Consider the following 15933-nt stretch of genomic DNA (forward strand, 5'->3'; position numbering starts at 1 on the left):
GTGCGACGCGAGACGCCGGCACGGGTGCCATTCGGCATGGTGAACGTGTGTCATGATCCCGACGGTTGGCGGGAGAACATGGCAGGTCCCGGCCTGGCGTCGGGCCATGAACCAGTTCTAGATTCGGATGGTACCGATCGGTCTGGACACCTTGCCAAACAACTGTCCGGCAAATAGTGTCGATCTGATTCGAGTGCTCGCTCACGGTGGCAAGGGAGACCCTGGTGAAGTTTGGCATCACGCTGTTCACGAGTGATCGTGGGATCACACCGGCTTCGGCCGCCGCGGCCTCGGAACGCTGCGGCTTCGATTCCTTCTACGTCCCGGAGCACACGCACATCCCGGCCCGGCGGGACGCCGCGCACCCGCAGACCGGTGACGAGACACTGCCCGACGACCGCTACATGCGCACGCTCGACCCATGGGTGGCGCTGGCCACCGCGGCCTCGGTGACCGAACGCATCGCGCTCGGTACCGCGGTCGCGCTCCCGGTCGAACACGATCCGATCACCCTGGCGAAGACCATCGCCTCGCTCGACCACCTGTCCGGGGGGCGGGTGGTGCTCGGGGTCGGGTACGGCTGGAACCTCGACGAGCTCACCGACCATGGTGTGCCGCCGGGACGGCGCCGGACCATGCTGCGCGAGTACCTCGAGGCCATGCAGGCGCTGTGGTCGCAGCAGGAGGCCGAGTACGACGGCGAGTTCGTCAAGTTCGGCCCGAGCTGGGCGTGGCCGAAAACTATTCAGCAGCCCCGTGTTCCGGTGATCGTGGGTGCGGCGGGCAACGAGAAGAACTTCAAGTGGATCGCCCGGTCCGCAGACGGCTGGATGACCACCCCGATCGAGCAGGACATCGACGACAACGTGCTGTTGCTGCGCCGCATCTGGCAGGAGGCCGGCCGCGAGGGCGCGCCCCAGATCGTGGTGCTGGCGGGCAAGCCCGACCAGGAGAAGCTCGCCCGCTGGGAGGCCCTCGGCGTGACGGAGGTCGTGTTCGGGGTGCCCGACAAGTCGGAGGCCGAGGTCGAGGCCTACCTGGAACGGCTCGCGGGCAAGCTGAACCGGGAGCCGGTCGCGCGCTGACCAGGGGCGGGCGGATTCAGCCCAGCGCCGCAACCCGCCCCTGTTTGCGGGCCTTCGCCAGCCCGCGCCGCGCCAGGAAACCGTTGGCCAGCAACAGGATCGTCTTGTTCGCGGGCGCACGGAACCCGGTCTCGGTGTGCGGTGCATACCGCGCCTCGTCGCCGGTGACCTCGAGCCAACCGGTGTTCTGGCGGGACTCGAGGCCGACGAGCTGGGCGCGGTAGGAGTGCGCGAGCAGGCCGGCGCGGCGGCCGCCCGGCGGCACCCACGTGGGCACCCGCAGGCGGACGCCCTCGGCGTCGGCGTCGATCACCCCGACCGGGGCGATCACCGGATATCGGTCCGCGTCGCGGTAGGCGAGCAGCAGGTGCGGGAGCGTCGAGGCGCGCTCGCCTGTCCTCGCCGGGTTCACCCGTGGGCCGGTGCCCTTCTTCGGTGGCGACTGCGGCGCGGCGGCGGCCTCGGGTCGCGGCGCGCCGAACACCTCGGCCCCGCCGTCCGCGTTCGGCGCGGGCCAGGCCACGACCCGGGTCACGGTCACCGTCACCAGCACCCGGTCCTCGTAGTACGCGTGCAGCCACCGGCCCCAGAACCGTCCCCTTTTGGGCGCGCCCATGAACGGCTCCGAGTGCGTGCCGATCTCATCGAGCGTCGCGCGGTCGGGATGTGGGTCGAATCGGGCCTCGCCCTGCACCAGGACGTACCCAGCGGCGCGGTCGCCGACACCGTGTTCGCGGGCGTGGTACGCCAGCGCGACCCTGGGATCGACCTTGATGCGCTCGAGTTTGCGGCCGAAGCCGAGTGAGGTGGTGAAGCCGACCGTGCCGAGCTCGCGGTCGCGCAGCCCGATCGGCGCCACCGTCGTCACGACCGCCCCGCCCGCAGGGGTGAGGCAGGCGAGCCCGCAGGTGAGGTCGCCGCCGAGGATGGCGTCGACCTCGTCCGACCAGGTGACCGGCATGGCTTCAGGCTAGCGCTTGTGCGCGGTTGACGAGTGCAGGAACTCGTCAACCGCGCACAGGCGGCGCAGCCGGCTGCCTATCCCTTGGCGGCGCTGATGCCTGCGCGCCTGCCGTAGAAGCTGCCGTCGCCCAGCGAGGTCCCGCTCGCGTAGCCGCCCGCACAGACGCCGGAGGTGCAGCGGCCCGCCGCGAACAGGCCGGGGATCGGCTCGCCGCTCACGTGCAGCACCTCCGAGTTGATCGTGGTGCGCAGTCCGCCGAGGGTGAACCCGGCGGTGAAGTTGCGCAGGTCGAGGGCGGCGATGGGGGAGCCGATCGGCTTGCACCATTCGGGCTTCTTGCCCAGCACCGGGTCCTCGCCGTTCTCGGCGTGCCGGTTGTACACCTCGACGGTCGAAACCAGCGCGCCGGCGGGCAGGCCCATCTCGGACTCGAGCTCCTCGACCGTCTCCGCCACCCACTTCGGCTGGAACCGGAAGAACGGTGTCGAGCTGTCGGCGGCGATGCCCTCCTCGTAGGCGGCCTCGTCGATGATCAGGTAGGCCTGGTTCTCGTTGCGCAGCAACGTCTCCTGGCCGATCCGGCCCGGGTAGGTGTCCTCGTTGACATAGCGCTGGCCGCGGCCGTTGACGAGGATGCCCCTGACCATCAGCTGCGGATCGCCGAAGAACGCGACCTCGGTGGCGTCCATGTGTGCCAGGTCCGCGCCCAGGGCCTGCGCCATCCGGATCGCCCTGCCGTCGTGCTCCTCGATCGAGGCGCCCGGCTTGCCGATCAGCCGCGGCGCGTAGTTCTGCACCATCTCCTTGTTGTAGGCGAAGCTGCCGGTGGCCAGCACCACGCCGGTGCGGGCGCGGATCGCGATCTCCTTGCCGTACTGCTTGGCGAAGATCCCGACGACCCGGCCATCGGCATCGACGATCAGGCGCTGCACCCGCATGTCGTATTCGGCACGGACGCCGAGCTTCTCGGCGGTCTCCACCAGCGGCTTCATCAGCATGTAGCCGCCGCCCTTCTCGCCCGTCCGCTTGTCCGCCATCTGCGGGACGTGTCCGCGCGGAGCCGGGGTGGCGACGGCGTTGAACGGCGCCGCGTTCTCGCCGCCGGAGTACATCAGTCCGTCGTCGAACGGGGTCTCCCAACCGGGCTGGCCGTAGAAGGACTCCTTGAACGGCACCCCGTTGTCCACGAGCCAGTTGTAGTGCTCGACGCTGCCCTCGCAGTAGTCGGTGATCTTCTCCTCGTCGGCACCAGGGCCGAGGGCGGCCATCATGAAGGCCTTCATGTTCTCCGGCGAGTCCTCGAAGCCGAGCGCCCGCTGGAGCGGCGTGCCGCCGCCGAGGTAGATGAACCCGCCGGCCAGCGCCGCGGCGCCGCCCCAGCCGCTGGTCCGTTCGAGCACCAGGACGTCCGCGCCTGCCCGCGCGGCCTCGATCGCGGCGCTGACGCCCGCGATGCCGTAGCCGGCGACGACCACATCGGCTTCGTACTGCCACGTCTCAATGGTGTCGGCGGGCTGTGGACGGATGGGAGTGGCCTCGGCCATGAATCGGGTCCTTCTCTCGAGAGTTGTTGCCTTGAGTGCAGTATTTCCGGTCCGGCCTCAGCCGGTGGCGGTTTCCGAGGAGTTCGTCTCGGCGGCCTTCGCCGCGGCGCGGGCGGCCTTGCGCCGGTCCGCCTTGACGGCGATCAGGGCGTTGTTGAGTCCGGTGCCCAACGGCCACCCGACATAGTGGCAGAGGAAGATCGCCGCCTCCTCGACCTGCTCCTCGGTCAGTTCCTCGTTGTGCAGCGCCGCGTTGATCTGGATCTTCGCCACGTCGCCCTGGCCCTGCGCGGTGATCGCGCCGAGCAGCAGCAGCCGACGGTCGCGCAGGCTGAGTCCTGGCCTGGTCCAGATGTCGGCGAACAGATGGTCGGCGGTGACCGCGAAGAAGTCGCCGGGGATGTCGGCGGGCATCTCCCAGCCGTACACCTGGTTCATCATCGCGACCCCGCGAGCCCGCGCCTCGCTCGGACCTGTGCCGTTCTCGTCGGTCATGCGTGCTCCTTGGTTGCAGATTCGGACAATGCGCCGGTCCCGACCCCGAGTCCGGGGCCGAGATCGGAGAGGGCGCGCCTGGCGAGCGGAAGGTCGACGTCGAGCCGCTCACCGAGGTCGAGCGCGAGGGACAGGTCCTTCTCGCCGAGGTTGCGGACGTGCCCGAGGATCGGGTGCCAGAAGTCGTCCTCGGCGACCGGGGCGGTGGTCTCGCGCAACATGATCGCGCCCGCGCCCCCGGTGATGGCGTCGGTGTGCCGGACGATCTTGCCGAGTTCCCGGATGTCCAGTCCCGCGGCCTCGGCGAGGCGTTGTGCCTCGCTCGCGGCGGTGAACGAGACGAAGTGGAGCAGGTTGCGCGCCAGCTTCATCCGGGTGCCCGCGCCGACCGGCCCGGCGTGGACGACCAGCTCGGCCCAGCACCCGAACGGCCCGCGGACCGCGGCGAACGCCTCCTCGGATCCGCCGACCATGACCGCGAGCCGTCCCTGCTTGGCCCCGGGCGCGCCGCCGCTGACCGGCGCATCGACCAGGTCGACTCCCCGTTCACGGCAACGCTGGGCGAGGTCGGTTGCGGTCAGGTCGCTGATCGTCGAGTGAACCGCGATCACCGTGCCGGGCGCGGCGGCGGAGAGGATCCCGTCGGGACCGTTGACCACCTCCCGTACCTGCGCGTCGTCGAGGACGGTCACCGAGATCACCTGGGCCTGCGCGGCGACCGCCGCGGGCGTGTCCGCCGCGGCGGCACCCGCATCGGTGAACGGTGTCAGCGTCTCGGGCCGCGCGTCGCACACCACCAGGCCGCCGGGCCAGTCGAGCAACCGGGTGGCCATCGGCGCGCCCATGTTGCCGAGGCCGATGTATCCGACCGTGATGTCGGTGTCGTTCGCGGTCACGACCGGTACACCTGTCCGCCGTCGACGTTGAATATCTGCCCGGTGACCCAGCCGGCATCGTCGGAGAGCAGGAACAGGCACATGCCGACCAGGTCCTCGGTGGTTCCCATGCGCTGCAGGGGAATCCGCCTGACGATGTCCTTGACGATGTTGCCGGGCGTGACGGTGCGGGTGGCCTCGGTGTCGATCGGGCCCGGCGCGATCGCGTTGATGCGAATGTTCGACCAGCCGAGCTCGGTGGCGAGCTGCTGGGTGAGGCTGTTGATGCCTGCCTTCGCCAGTCCGTAGTAGTTCGAGTACAGCCAGGCGGCGGTGGAGGACTGGTTGACGATCGAGCCGCCATTGGCTCGCATGTGCGGGACGACCGCCCGGCACACCTGCAGGGCGCCGTCCATGTTCACGCTCATGAACCGCCGGTAGTAGTCCCAGTCCACCGTGAGCAGCGAGTCGATCTTCATACCGCCGTAGATCGCGGCATTGTTGACCAGGTGCTCGATGCTGCCGTACCGCTCGATCGCGAAGTCGGCGAGGGCGACGGCCGAATCCGCCTCGGCCACATCGACTTCCTTGAACGCCGCGGAGCCCCCGTCCGCGGTGATCTGTTTGGCCACGGTCTCGCCGAGCTCGCGGTTGAGGTCGGCGACCACCACGTTGGCGCCCTCCGCCGCGAGTGCCCGTGCGTATCCCTCGCCGATGCCCTGCGCCGCGCCGGTGACGATGGCGGTGCGTCCGTCGAAACGTCCCATGTGTCTGTTCTCCTCGCTAGGTGTACTCGGCCGGCTGTGGATCAGGTCGTCGCGGGGGAGGCGACGAGTTTGGTCTCCAGGTACTCCTCGAAGCCGGCCACGCCCATCTCGCGGCCGATCCCGGACTGCTTGTAGCCGCCGAACGGGGCGTCCGCGGAATACCAGACCCCGCCGTTGACGCTGAGCGTTCCGGTGCGCACGCCCGCGACCACGCGGTTCACCCGCTCGGGGTCGGTGCCCCACACCGAGCCGGACAGACCGTACGGCGAGTCGTTGGCGATCCGGACGGCGTCCTCGTCGCCGTCGTGCGGGAGGATGACCAGGACCGGACCGAAGATCTCCTCCTGGGCGACCCGTGCGGAGTTGTCCACCCCGGCGATCAGGGTCGGCTCGACGAAGAACCCGCGGTCCCGGTCGGCCGGTCGGCCACCGCCGGTGACGATGGTGCCGCCCTCCTCGACGGCGAGCTTCAGGTAGCCCTCGACGCGGTCCCGCTGGCGAGCGGAAATGAGTGGGCCGCACACTGTTCCAGGGTTCGTGGGATCACCGGGTCGGATGCTCGACATCGTCTTGGTGGTCGCTGCCACGGCCTCGTCGTAATGCGCCCGCGGGACCAGCAAGCGGGTGGTCAGCGCGCACCCTTGGCCCGCATGCACGCACACGGAGAAGGCCGCGTAGGAACTGGCGGCCTTGACGTCGGCGTCGTCGAGGACGATGAATGCGGACTTGCCGCCGAGTTCGAGGAACACCTTCTTCAGCGAGTCCGCCGCTGCGCGCATCACGGCCTTCCCAGTCGCGGTGGATCCGGTGAACGAGACCAGGTCGACGCGCGGGTCCTCGGCGAGCTGGGCGCCGATCCGATGGTCGGTGGAGGTCACGATGTTGACCACGCCCGCGGGGATCTCGGTCTCCTCGGCGATCACCCTGCCGACCAGCGCCGCGCACCACGGGGTGTCGGGCGCGGGCTTGAGCACCACGGTGTTGCCCGCGGCCAGGGCAGGCCCGAGCTTGGCGAAGTTGATCTGGTGCGGGAAGTTCCATGGGGTGATCGCGCCGACGACACCGACGGCCTCCTTGAACACCCGGCGAGCGGTGGGGATCCCCATCGGCGCCGCGGTCCCGAGATCCTGTTCCCACGAATAGTTCTCGGCCAGGTCGGCCCAGTAGCGCAGGTCTTCGATGGGGCCCTCGAGCTGCGGTCCGCTGGTCAGCATCGCGGGCGCACCGACCTCGGCGATGGTCACCTCGCGCAACTCCTCGATGTGCGACTGCAGGGCGTCGCACAGCTGGCGCAGGCAGCGGGCGCGGAACGCGTGATCGCGGGACCAGGTGCCCTCGTCGAACGCCGCGCGAGCGGCCGCGATGGCGGCGTCCATGTCGGCGGCGGTGGCCTCGGCCGCCGATCCGAGCACCTCCTCGGTGGCGGGGTTGAGCACCTCGAAGGCGCCGCCGGAGCCGGGGACGAGCTTTCCGTCGATCAGCAGGGCCGAACTGTCGGTCGGACGAAGCGTCATGCTCAATTCCTCCACATCTGGACAGGTGTCTGGACTATAGTTCGCACAGAGATACCTCGCAACGCTTTCAGGTAGAAGCACGTCGAACGTTCCATCGATTGCAGGGAGTGATCCGATGAATCGAGTCGCAGGCAAGGTCGCGTTCGTGACCGGCGCAGCACGGGGGCAGGGCCGCAGTCACGCGGTCCATCTCGCCGAGGAGGGCGCGGACATCATCGCGTTCGACCTGTGTGCGGACATCGCCAGCAACGAGTACCCGCTCGCCACCGAGGCCGACCTGGAGGAGACGGCACGGCTGGTCGAGAAAGCCGGCCGCAGGGCCGTCACGGCCCGCGTCGACGTCCGCGACCGGGCGGCCGTCGAGTCCGCGCTCGCGGAGGCGGTGGGTGAGCTCCGGGGCCTCGATGTCGTGGTGGCCAACGCGGGAATCTGTCCCCTCGGCAAGCATGTTCCCAACGCGGGCTTCGTCGACGCCTTCGACGTGAACTTCATCGGCGTGGTGAACACCGTGCACGCGGCGATGGAGTACCTGGGCGAGGGCGGCTCGATCATCGCGATCGGTTCGGTCGCAGGCCTGGTGCCGCAGACCGGGTTCAACGGCCAGCAGGCGCTGCAGGGCCCCGGCGGCGACGGGTACGGGCTGGCCAAGAAGCTGATCCAGGCCTACACGAACTCGCTGGCGCTGACCCTTGGGCCGAGTTCGATCAGGGTCAACGCGATCCATCCGACGAACGTGAACACCGACATGCTGCAGAGTCCGCCGATGTACAAGACGTTCCGGCCCGACCTCGAGAATCCGACCGCCGAGGACGCGGCGCTGACCTTTCCGTTCATGCAGGCCATGCCGATCCCGTGGGTCGAGCCCGAGGACATCTCGCACGCGGTGGTGTACCTGGCCTCGGACGAATCGCGATACGTGACCGGCCAGCAACTGCGGGTCGACGGCGGTGCCGGAATGAAGATCGGGCTCTAGTCGATCGGCTGCCGGCCGGCCGCGAACGGCCGAATCGAACGCGAAAACGGGTATCGCCGGACGGGAGACCGTAGTAATGTCCAGACACGTGTCCAGTCGCAGTTTCGAGTCGACCCGCAGACGGTTGACCGAGAAGCAGGCCGACACCGTCGAGCGACTGACCGGTGCCGCGGTCGAGGTGTTGCGCGAGCAGGAGTTCGGCGGCCTGACCGTGCGCGCGGTGGCCGCGCGGGCCGGTGTCGGCCCGGCGACCGCGTACACCTACTTCTCCTCGAAGGAGCACCTCGTCGCCGAGGTCTTCTGGCGACGGCTCGAGGCCTCCGAGATCCCGGACGACACCGGGCTTGGTCGCACGGAACGGGTGCTGTCGGTGTTGCGCGGGATCGCCCTGCTGCTGGCCGACGAGCCGGAGGTGTCCGCCGCGGTGACCGGCGCCCTGCTCGGCGCCGATCCGGACGTCGAGCACCTACGCGGCCGGATCGGGTTCGAGATCCACAATCGGCTCGGGCAGGCACTCGGCCCGGGATACGACCCCGAACTGCTCGAAACCCTCGAACTCCTCTACGCGGGAGCCCTCCTGCGCGCGGGCATGGGATACGGGTCCTACCCGGAACTCGCGCAACGACTCGAGGCCTCCGCCAAACTGATCCTGGAGCCACGATGACCGAAGCCCTGATCACCCCTGTGGTCTTCAATCCGTACGACTACGACTTCCACGACGATCCGTACCCCACGTACAAGCGGCTGCGGGAGGAGTCGCCGATCTATCACAATCCGGACATCGGGTTCTGGGCGCTCTCGCGGCACGGCGACGTCGCGGATGCCTTCAAGGACAGTCGCAGGCTCTCGAGCGCCAACGGCGTCTCGCTCGACCCGGCTGCCTACGGACCGCACGCGCATCTGGTGATGTCCTTCCTCGCGATGGACGATCCGCGGCACATGCGGTTGCGGCAGTTGGTCTCTCGTGGGTTCACGCCCCGCCGGGTGGCCGAGCTCGAGGGTCGCATCCTGGAGCTGACAGATCAGCACCTGGAGCCGGCGCTGGCGGCGGGCGAGTTCGATTGGATCGCCGAGGTCGCGGGCAAGCTGCCGATGGATGTGATCTCCGAGCTGATGGGGGTGCCGGAGCCGGACCGCGCGGAGCTGCGACGGATGGCGGACCTGGTGGTGCACAGGGAGGACGGCGTCCAGGACGTCCCGCAGGCCGCGGTGGAGTCCTCGATCAGCCTGATGGGCTACTACCGGGACATGATCGCCGAGCGCAGGCGGTCGGCGACCGAGGACCTGACCTCCGCGCTCCTCGAGGCCGAGATCGACGGGGACCGGCTCACCGACGCGGAGATCCTCGGGTTCATGTTCCTGATGGTGGTGGCGGGCAACGAGACCACCACGAAGCTGCTGGGGAACGCGCTGTACTGGGGTTCGCGCCATCCCGGACAGGTCGCGCCGGTGCTCGCCGACCCGGACCGGGCGCCGGACTGGGTGGAGGAGACGCTGCGCTACGACACGTCGAGCCAGATCGTCGCGCGCACCACCGCGGTGGACCTCGAGTACTACGGCCAGACCGTGCCTGCGGGGGAGAAGATGCTGCTGCTGATCGGCTCCGCCAACCGGGACTCCGAGGTGTTCGAGGAGGCCGACGAGTTCCAGATCGGCAGGAACTCGACCAACAAGCTGACGAGTTTCGGTGGCGGCGTGCACTTTTGTCTCGGTGCTCACCTGGCAAGGCTCGAGGCGAACATCGCGCTCGCCGAATTCGCCAGGAAGGTGTCCGGCTTCGAGGTCGACGAGTCCGGGATCGAGCGCGTCCATTCGACGAACGTCAGGGGCTTCGCGGCCCTGCCGCTGAAGGTGCAGGTGCGCTGATGCCACGATTCGAACCGAACCCGGAGCGTAGGCCGGCGGTGATCTCCGGGGCGTCCTCGGGGATCGGCACCGCCACCGCCTATGCCCTCGCCGAACTCGGCCACCCGGTCGCGCTGGGCGCCAGGCGCGTCGCGGAGTGCGAGGCGATCGCGGAGAAGATCCGGGCTGGCGGGGGCGAGGCGTACGCGCACTTCCTCGACGTCACCGACGGCGCCTCGGTCGACGAGTTCGTCTCGGCCGCGGAGGATGCCTTGGGGCCGACGGAGATCGTGCTCTCCGGCGCGGGCGACCTCGAGTTCGGTGCCGCCGACCAGATGGAACCCGAGCGATTCCTCAAGCAGGTCGAGGTGCACCTGGTCGGTGCGCAACGGCTGGCGCACCGAATCCTGCCCGGCATGCGCGAGCGGCGCCGCGGCGACTTCGTGCTGATCGGATCCGACTGCGCCGACCGTCCACGACCACTGATGGGCGCCTACGACGCGGCCAAGGCCGGGCTCGAGGCGATGGGACGGCAGATGCGAATGGAGCTCGAGGGCACCGGTATCCGCGCCTCCATCGTCAGGCCGGGGCCGACCCTCACCGGGATGGGGATGGATTCCACCCCGGAGGTCATCGGCCCGCTCGCCGAATCATGGAAGACCTGGGGCTTCGCCAGGCACGGCTACTTCCTGCGCGCGTCCGACATCGCCAACGCCGTCGTCGCGGTGGTGTCGGCTCCGCGTGGCGCTCACCTGGTGCTGATCGAGGTCCAACCGGAGGCCCCGCTGAGTGCCCGCACGCCCGAGAACCACACCGACCCGAAGGAGGCGAAGTGATGAGTCCGCAAGACCCCCAGCGCGTATCCGGCGGCGAGCACGAGCACGGTCACCTCGAGGAACTGCGCACCGATCCGATCGCGTTGATGCGCCGTGTGCGCGAGGAATGCGGCGATGTCGGGACCTTTCGGCTCGCCGACCGCGAGGTGGTGCTGCTCTCCGGGGCCGAGGCCAACGAGTTCTTCTTCCGCTCGTCGGATGAGGACCTCGACCAGCAGGCCGCGTACCCGTTCATGAAGCCGATATTCGGGGCGGGCGTGGTGTTCGACGCCAGCCCGGAGCGGCGCAAGGAGATGCTGCACAACCAGGCACTGCGTGGTGAGCAGATGAAGGGCCACGCCGCGACGATCGGTGCCGAGGTGGAGGCGATGGTCGCAGGCTGGGACGACGAGGGGGAGATCGACCTCCTCGACTTCTTCGCCGAGTTGACCATCTACACCTCCTCGGCGTGCCTCATCGGCAAGAAGTTCCGCGATCAGCTCGACGATCGGTTCGCCAAGCTCTACCACGAGCTCGAACAGGGCACGGACGCACTCGCCTTCGTCGATCCGTACGCACCCATCGAGAGTTTCCGGCGCCGCGACGAGGCGCGCCTCGCGCTGGTCGCGCTGGTGCAGGAGATCATGACCGGACGGATCGCGAACCCGCCGCAGGGCAAGGACGACCGGGACATGCTCGACGTACTGGTCTCGATCAAGGACGAGTCGGGGGCGGAGCGGTTCAGCGCCGACGAGATCACCGGCATCTTCATCTCGATGATGTTCGCGGGTCACCACACCACCTCCGGCACCGCGGCATGGAGCCTCATCGAACTGCTCCGGCACCCGGACGCGATGAAACAGGTGGTCGGCGAGCTCGACGAGCTGTACTCGGACGGCGCGGACATCAGCTTCCATGCGCTGCGTCAGATCCCGGTGTTGGAGGCGGTGGTCAAGGAGACGTTGCGATTGCACCCGCCGCTGATCATCCTGCTACGGCTGGCGCGCGACGACTTCGAGGTCGGTGGCTACCGGATCGAGAAGGGCAACCTGGTCGCGGCGACCCCGGCGATCTCCAATCGGATCCCGGAGGACTTTCCGCGCCCGGACGACTTCGACCCGGGTCGCTATATCGATCCGAACCAGGAGGACATCGTCAACCGGTGGACCTGGATCCCGTTCGGTGCGGGAAGGCACCGCTGTGTCGGGGCCGCGTTCGCCCAGATGCAGCTCAAGGCGATCTTCTCGATCCTGTTGCGGGACTTCGAGTTCGAGATGGCGCAGCCGTCGGAATCGTATCGGAACGACCACAGCAAGATGGTGGTTCAGCTCGAGCAACCGTGCCGGGTCCGCTATCGCAGGCGGCGAGTCCGATGAGGATCGAGGTCGACGCGGACCTGTGCCAGGGGCATGCGGCCTGCGAGATGGAGGCCCCCGAGGTCTTCTCCGTGCCCAAGCACGGAACCGTACAGATCCTCGACACCGACCCGCCCCGGTCCCTACGCCCGAGTGTGGAGAACGCGGTGAAGTTCTGCCCGACCCGTGCGTTGAGAATTTCCGAATCCGAAGGAGACCAGTGATGTCCCAGTTCGATCGCGCGGAGCTCGACGAGATGGTGCAGCGATGGGTCGAGGAGAACAAGCGTTGCGAGGCCGCAGGCGACTGGAAGCCGTTGGCGCAGATGTACACCGAGGACGCGACCTACGGCTGGAACTATGGCCCGCAGCAGGATTTCATGGCCGTCGGCCGCGACGAGATCCGTGACATCGCGCTCGGTCAGGAGATGTTCGGCCTCGAGGGCTGGCAATACCCCTACCAGGAGTTCGTCGTCGACGAGCGCAGCGGCAACGTGATCGGCCTGTGGAAGCAGGTCGCCGACGCCACCCGCGCCGACGGCAGCCACTACTCGGTCCACGGCATCGGAGGCAGCTGGTTCCGATACGGCGGGGACTTCCAGTGGTCCTGGCAGCGTGACTTCTTCGACTTCGGCAACGTCTCGGCGCTGTTCATGGAGATGATCACGGACGGCGCGCTCTCGGACGGCATGAACGCGCGCATCCAGCGGTCGGTCTCCGGGGAGAAGCTCCGCGGCTGGTACCCGGCCGGCGGCGCCCCGGTTCCACTGTGGTGAGCGCGGTGACCGTCGGCGATTCGTTCGCGGCGCGCTCGCGGGCCGATCTCGCGGCACTGGTGCCCGAGCTCCTGCTCTGCGGCCAGCTGATCGATCGTTCGGGGATGGCGCACCTGATCGTGGAGTTCGGGCGCGAGGGCATGGCGGCCGTCGCGATCGAGGAGTGGCAGGCGTCGAGTCCCTGGTACACGCGCAGGATGCAGAGGGCGCTCGGGTATGAGGGCGACGACGTGGTCACGATCTTCAAGGGACTGCAGCTCGACATCGGGGCACCGCCCCAGTTCATGGACTTTCGGTACCGGGTAGACGATCCAGCGCACGGCGAGTTCTGGCTCGACCACTGCGGTGCCCTGATGGACGTCGAGCCGCTCGGTAACGAGTACGTGACGACGATGTGCCACGACATCGAGGACCCGACCTTCGACGCGACCGCGCTGGCCACCAACCCGCACGCCCAGGTGCGACCCATCCATCGCCCGCCGCGCCGGCCGGCGGACCGGAAGCCGCACTGCGCGTGGACGGTGGTCATCGACCCCTCGCACGTGCCGCCCCAGATGGCCGCGCACACCGAGGAGATCGGCCGCACCGCGGCCAACGCGGTGGAGCTGAGCCCCATCGACCGCACGGGCGAGGGCGCGCACGACTACTCGGGTCCGCTGCTCTCCGACATCCGGTTCGCGGACTTCTCGCACTCGGCCCTGGTGCGGATCGCGGAGGAGGTCTGCCTGCAGCACCACCTGCTCGCGCTCGGCTTCCTCCTCGCGGTCCGCAAGCGGGCGGCGGAGGACAAGGCGCTCGAGATCACCCGCAAGCAACTCACCGGGATCGCCGGGGTGGCCGCGCAGCGGATCCGCGAGGCGCTCGGGCTGCCCCGTGACCTGGCAGGCCTGGCCGCGGTGCTGTCGGTGCACCCGCTGCTGAACCCGAAGCAGTACGTGGACAGCGACATCCGGCTCGGGGACGGCAGGCTGGAGCTGCTGCTCGGTCGCGGCGGAGCGGCGGACGCCGACGGCGGTTGGCCCGCGCTGGTCGACGGCGACCACCTCGAGCCCCTGCAGGCGCTGGTGCGCGGCGTCGATCCCCGGTTCACCGTCCGGCTGCTCTCGGAGGATGTCGACTCCCTCCTCGTCGAGGTGGTCACCGAGGACGAGCCCGCGCCCGAGTGCGTCGAGGTCGCCATCACCCGGATCAGTACCGGAGCCGGGTTTGCGTTCACAGATCGTGGAATCCCCTTGCCGCTCACGGTGATCTGAGCGCCCAACGCCGGAAGGACTCGCATGGCATACACGTTCGCGGACCTGTTCGAGCACGCCGTCGACGCCATGGGCGACCGTGTCGCCCTGATCGCGGGAGAGGGGCAGGTGACCTACCGGGAACTGGACGAGCACGCGAACCGGCTCGCCCACCATCTCGAGTCCGTCGGGCTCGGTGCGGGAGTACATGTCGGTATCCAGATGCACAACTCGATCGAGACCATGGCGGCGGTGCTGGCCGCCTTCAAGATCCGGGCGGTGCCGCTGACCGTCAACTATCGCTACACGGCCGACGAATTGGCGTACCTGTACGACGACGCCGATCTGGATGCGGTGGTCTATCACCGCGGGTTCGGCGAGCGGGTCGCGGAGGTCGCGCCCGCCATGCCCCGGATCCGGCACCTCATCGAGGTGTCGGACGAGCTGGCGCCTGCCGCCCTCGACGCCCCGGTGCTCGTTCCCGGCGCGGTCCGGTACGGGGACGCGCTGGCCGCCGCGTCGCCCGCGCGCGGTTTCGGCGAACGCAGCGGCGACGACGTCTACATCCTGTACACCGGCGGCACCACCGGTAGGCCGAAGGGTGTGGTGTGGCGGCAGGAGGACATGTGGCGGGTCCTCGGCGGCGGCCTCGACTTCTTCACCGGGGAACCGGTTGCCGACGAGTACCAGCAGTCCCGTGCCGGTGCGGCGGGCGAGCAGATCCGGATGCTTATCCTGCCGCCGCTGATCCACGCCTCAGCGCTGATGCCGACGTTCACCGCGCTGCTGGCGGGCAACGCGGTGATCTACGACGCGAAGTTCGACGCCGAACGCACCTGGGACCTGGTCGCCCGGCACCGGCCGACGGCGATGGTCATCACCGGCGACGCGATGGGGCGGCCGCTGGTCGAGGCGTACCGGAACAGCAAGGCGGACACGTCGAGCCTGGCCGTGGTGGCCTCGGGCGCGGCGCTGTTCTCCGCGTCGGTCAAGGATGCATTCTTCGAGGCCATCCCGAACCTGATGATCTCGGACTCGGTTGGCTCGTCCGAAACCGGTTTCGGTGGTATCGGATTCGCCACGAAGGGTTTCGAGCAGCACGGCGGGCCGAAGGTGGGCTCGCACCGGCACACCGTGGTGGTCGACGACGAGAACCGGGTGCTCGCACCGGGATCCGGCGGGGAGGGTTGGCTGGCGAAGCTCGGCTACGTCCCGCTCGGCTACTACAACGACCCGGTCAAGTCGGCCGAGATCTTCCGCGAGATCGAGGGGGCGCGTTCCGTGGTGACCGGCGACCGGGCCCGGATCGAGGACGACGGGTCGATCACGCTGCTCGGTCGCGGGAACATGGTGATCAACACCGGTGGCGAGAAGGTGTTCGCGGAGGAGGTCGAGGCGATCGTCAAGGCCCATCCGGACGTGTACGACGCGATCGTGATCGGGGTGCCCGACGAGCGCTGGGGAAACCGGGTGGCCACGGTGCTGTGCCCCCGCGCAGGCGAACCCGACTTCGAGAGCCTCGAGAAGCACGCCCGCAGCCACCTCGCCGGATACAAGATCCCGCGATCGTTCTGGATCGCCGCGGAGGTCGCGCGGACGCCGAGCGGCAAGCCGGACTACCGCTGGGCCAAGGACCACGCGGCCGGCCGCGCGCCCGATCACCGAATCGACTGACCCCGCCCCGAAAGGCCTGC

Annotated in this window: 16 protein-coding genes; 10 read left to right on the forward strand and 6 right to left on the reverse strand. The window is 68.9% G+C overall.

Translation table 11 applies throughout. The features are described 5' to 3' along the window. Positions 1-224 precede the first annotated feature (224 nt). The gene (locus tag BR31_RS0101410; protein ID WP_027499374.1) at positions 225-1085 is read left to right on the forward strand and encodes an LLM class F420-dependent oxidoreductase; all 861 of its coding nucleotides are present in this window, start codon (positions 225-227) and stop codon (positions 1083-1085) included. Between the two features lie 16 nt (positions 1086-1101). Here BR31_RS0101410 and BR31_RS0101415 read toward each other — a convergent pair whose 3' ends face one another. The 6 genes from BR31_RS0101415 to BR31_RS0101440 form a co-directional block, all read right to left on the reverse strand. Continuing rightward, positions 1102-2046 carry a hypothetical protein gene (locus BR31_RS0101415; RefSeq protein ID WP_027499375.1) on the reverse strand — a complete coding sequence of 315 codons (945 nt, stop codon included), beginning with the start codon at positions 2044-2046 and terminating at the stop codon, positions 1102-1104. Positions 2047-2123: 77 nt separating this feature from the next. Further along, positions 2124-3593 (reverse strand): FAD-dependent oxidoreductase, encoded by a 1470-nt coding sequence (locus tag BR31_RS0101420; RefSeq protein ID WP_027499376.1) that lies wholly within the window; start codon positions 3591-3593, stop codon positions 2124-2126. Between the two features lie 57 nt (positions 3594-3650). Continuing rightward, on the reverse strand, positions 3651-4088 hold the full coding sequence (locus BR31_RS0101425) for a carboxymuconolactone decarboxylase family protein (protein WP_027499377.1): 438 nt from the start codon (positions 4086-4088) through the stop codon (positions 3651-3653). Next, entirely contained in the window at positions 4085-4984 is a 900-nt protein-coding gene (locus BR31_RS0101430) for an NAD(P)-dependent oxidoreductase (protein ID WP_027499378.1), read from the reverse strand. Before BR31_RS0101430 ends, BR31_RS0101425 begins: the two co-directional genes overlap by 4 nt. After that, complete coding sequence (locus tag BR31_RS0101435) at positions 4981-5730, reverse strand: SDR family oxidoreductase (RefSeq protein WP_027499379.1); 750 nt, start codon at positions 5728-5730, stop codon at positions 4981-4983. The genes BR31_RS0101430 and BR31_RS0101435 overlap by 4 nt, the downstream gene beginning before the upstream one ends. A 41-nt stretch (positions 5731-5771) precedes the next feature. Then, a complete protein-coding gene (locus BR31_RS0101440) occupies positions 5772-7244 on the reverse strand; it encodes an aldehyde dehydrogenase (RefSeq protein ID WP_027499380.1) in 1473 nt (490 codons plus the stop codon). A 115-nt stretch (positions 7245-7359) separates the two neighbouring features. On the opposite strand from BR31_RS0101440, the gene BR31_RS0101445 reads away from it, so the two are divergent. The 9 genes from BR31_RS0101445 (at position 7360) to BR31_RS0101485 (ending at position 15913) form a co-directional block, all read left to right on the forward strand. After that, on the forward strand, positions 7360-8217 hold the full coding sequence (locus tag BR31_RS0101445; RefSeq protein WP_027499381.1) for a mycofactocin-coupled SDR family oxidoreductase: 858 nt from the start codon (positions 7360-7362) through the stop codon (positions 8215-8217). Positions 8218-8293: 76 nt separating this feature from the next. After that, entirely contained in the window at positions 8294-8881 is a 588-nt protein-coding gene (locus BR31_RS0101450; RefSeq protein ID WP_027499382.1) for a TetR/AcrR family transcriptional regulator, read from the forward strand. Beyond that, the gene (locus tag BR31_RS0101455; RefSeq protein ID WP_027499383.1) at positions 8878-10083 is read left to right on the forward strand and encodes a cytochrome P450; all 1206 of its coding nucleotides are present in this window, start codon (positions 8878-8880) and stop codon (positions 10081-10083) included. Before BR31_RS0101450 ends, BR31_RS0101455 begins: the two co-directional genes overlap by 4 nt. Continuing rightward, entirely contained in the window at positions 10083-10898 is an 816-nt protein-coding gene (locus BR31_RS0101460; RefSeq protein WP_027499384.1) for an SDR family oxidoreductase, read from the forward strand. Before BR31_RS0101455 ends, BR31_RS0101460 begins: the two co-directional genes overlap by 1 nt. Further along, positions 10898-12253: a cytochrome P450 gene (locus BR31_RS0101465; RefSeq protein ID WP_027499385.1), complete on the forward strand. Its 1356-nt coding sequence runs from the start codon at positions 10898-10900 to the stop codon at positions 12251-12253. Before BR31_RS0101460 ends, BR31_RS0101465 begins: the two co-directional genes overlap by 1 nt. Further along, complete coding sequence (locus tag BR31_RS0101470; protein WP_027499386.1) at positions 12250-12456, forward strand: ferredoxin; 207 nt, start codon at positions 12250-12252, stop codon at positions 12454-12456. The genes BR31_RS0101465 and BR31_RS0101470 overlap by 4 nt, the downstream gene beginning before the upstream one ends. Further along, positions 12456-13007 carry a Cif family virulence factor gene (locus BR31_RS0101475; protein ID WP_027499387.1) on the forward strand — a complete coding sequence of 184 codons (552 nt, stop codon included), beginning with the start codon at positions 12456-12458 and terminating at the stop codon, positions 13005-13007. Before BR31_RS0101470 ends, BR31_RS0101475 begins: the two co-directional genes overlap by 1 nt. Continuing rightward, complete coding sequence (locus tag BR31_RS0101480; protein ID WP_027499388.1) at positions 13001-14260, forward strand: hypothetical protein; 1260 nt, start codon at positions 13001-13003, stop codon at positions 14258-14260. The genes BR31_RS0101475 and BR31_RS0101480 overlap by 7 nt, the downstream gene beginning before the upstream one ends. A 24-nt stretch (positions 14261-14284) precedes the next feature. Beyond that, a complete protein-coding gene (locus BR31_RS0101485; protein ID WP_027499389.1) occupies positions 14285-15913 on the forward strand; it encodes an acyl-CoA synthetase in 1629 nt (542 codons plus the stop codon). The last annotated feature ends 20 nt before the right edge of the window (positions 15914-15933 follow it).

The sequence above is a fragment of the Rhodococcus sp. UNC363MFTsu5.1 genome (genome assembly GCF_000686785.1).
Classification (GTDB): domain Bacteria; phylum Actinomycetota; class Actinomycetes; order Mycobacteriales; family Mycobacteriaceae; genus Rhodococcus_G; species Rhodococcus_G maanshanensis.

What these genes read in the sequence shown, in the direction of transcription:
- BR31_RS0101415 (WP_027499375.1), bottom strand. Translation starts at nt 2,046, where the DNA reads ATGCCGGTCACCTGGTCGGACGAGGTCGACGCCATCCTCGGCGGCGAC.
- BR31_RS0101420 (WP_027499376.1), bottom strand. Translation starts at nt 3,593, where the DNA reads ATGGCCGAGGCCACTCCCATCCGTCCACAGCCCGCCGACACCATTGAG.
- BR31_RS0101425 (WP_027499377.1), bottom strand. Translation starts at nt 4,088, where the DNA reads ATGACCGACGAGAACGGCACAGGTCCGAGCGAGGCGCGGGCTCGCGGG.
- BR31_RS0101435 (WP_027499379.1), bottom strand. Translation starts at nt 5,730, where the DNA reads ATGGGACGTTTCGACGGACGCACCGCCATCGTCACCGGCGCGGCGCAG.
- BR31_RS0101440 (WP_027499380.1), bottom strand. Translation starts at nt 7,244, where the DNA reads ATGACGCTTCGTCCGACCGACAGTTCGGCCCTGCTGATCGACGGAAAG.
- BR31_RS0101445 (WP_027499381.1), top strand. Translation starts at nt 7,360, where the DNA reads ATGAATCGAGTCGCAGGCAAGGTCGCGTTCGTGACCGGCGCAGCACGG.
- BR31_RS0101450 (WP_027499382.1), top strand. Translation starts at nt 8,294, where the DNA reads ATGTCCAGACACGTGTCCAGTCGCAGTTTCGAGTCGACCCGCAGACGG.
- BR31_RS0101455 (WP_027499383.1), top strand. Translation starts at nt 8,878, where the DNA reads ATGACCGAAGCCCTGATCACCCCTGTGGTCTTCAATCCGTACGACTAC.
- BR31_RS0101460 (WP_027499384.1), top strand. Translation starts at nt 10,083, where the DNA reads ATGCCACGATTCGAACCGAACCCGGAGCGTAGGCCGGCGGTGATCTCC.
- BR31_RS0101465 (WP_027499385.1), top strand. Translation starts at nt 10,898, where the DNA reads ATGAGTCCGCAAGACCCCCAGCGCGTATCCGGCGGCGAGCACGAGCAC.
- BR31_RS0101470 (WP_027499386.1), top strand. Translation starts at nt 12,250, where the DNA reads ATGAGGATCGAGGTCGACGCGGACCTGTGCCAGGGGCATGCGGCCTGC.
- BR31_RS0101475 (WP_027499387.1), top strand. Translation starts at nt 12,456, where the DNA reads ATGTCCCAGTTCGATCGCGCGGAGCTCGACGAGATGGTGCAGCGATGG.
- BR31_RS0101485 (WP_027499389.1), top strand. Translation starts at nt 14,285, where the DNA reads ATGGCATACACGTTCGCGGACCTGTTCGAGCACGCCGTCGACGCCATG.